The sequence below is a fragment of the Mariniflexile sp. HNIBRBA6329 genome, from assembly GCF_043558645.1.
Classification (GTDB): Bacteria; Bacteroidota; Bacteroidia; order Flavobacteriales; family Flavobacteriaceae; genus Mariniflexile.
In genome coordinates, this window is the sequence record NZ_JBIFXS010000041.1 from 1 (window position 1) to 877 (window position 877).

General features: G+C 36.4%; 1 pseudogene. It reads left to right on the forward strand.

The window, feature by feature from the left end:
* Nucleotides 1-877 (forward strand): annotated as a pseudogene (locus ACGK9U_RS16105) (hypothetical protein); the annotation flags it as partial.

Sequence of the window (877 nt, forward strand, 5' to 3'; positions counted from 1 at the left end):
ATTACTTGGACATTTACTGATTCCAAGAACAATGTGACTTCTTGTACCCAAGATGTGGTGGTTACAGATAACCAAGCGCCAACATTAACTTGCCCTGAAAGTTTATCTGCAAAATGTGATATATCAGAACAACCAGCTTATGCTACATATGCCGAATTTGTTGCTGCAAGTGGTAGTTCATTTGACAATTGTAATATTAATGAAGCTAGCTTTACATTATTGAGTGAAGTTAGTGATGGATTAAGTTGTCCTGAAACCGTTACTAGAGTCTATCAAATTGCTGATATGGCTGGTAATACAACCTCATGTACTCAACTAATTATAATTGATGATGAGATTGCTCCTATTATTAACACGGACAATAAAGATAACGTAGAAATAGAATGTGGTATAACCGATCCTAATGCTTTACAAAATTGGTTGAATAATAATGCTGGTGCTACCGCTTCAGATAATTGTAGCAATGTAACTTGGACAAATAATTATGGTCAGGATACTAATGTAAAATGTGATGATGGTGCTATTACTGTAACCTTTACAGCTACTGATGTATGTGGTAATTCATCTACAACTACAGCTACTTATTTAATTAAAGATACAACCCCTCCTTCTATCACCGTACCTGAAGATGTAACTATTGAATGCACCGCTGACACATCTAGTGCTGCTACAGGTGTAGCAACTGGAGATGATGATTGTAGTGTCGTTGTTATTACCGAAAGTGATACAGAAGAAGCTACTTGTGGAAATACTAAAATAATTACTAGAACTTGGACAGCTACAGATGCTTGTGATAATAAAACTTCTGCAGTACAAACTATAACGGTGGTTGACACAACGCCTCCTAGCTTAACTGTGCCAGCTGATGTAACTATAG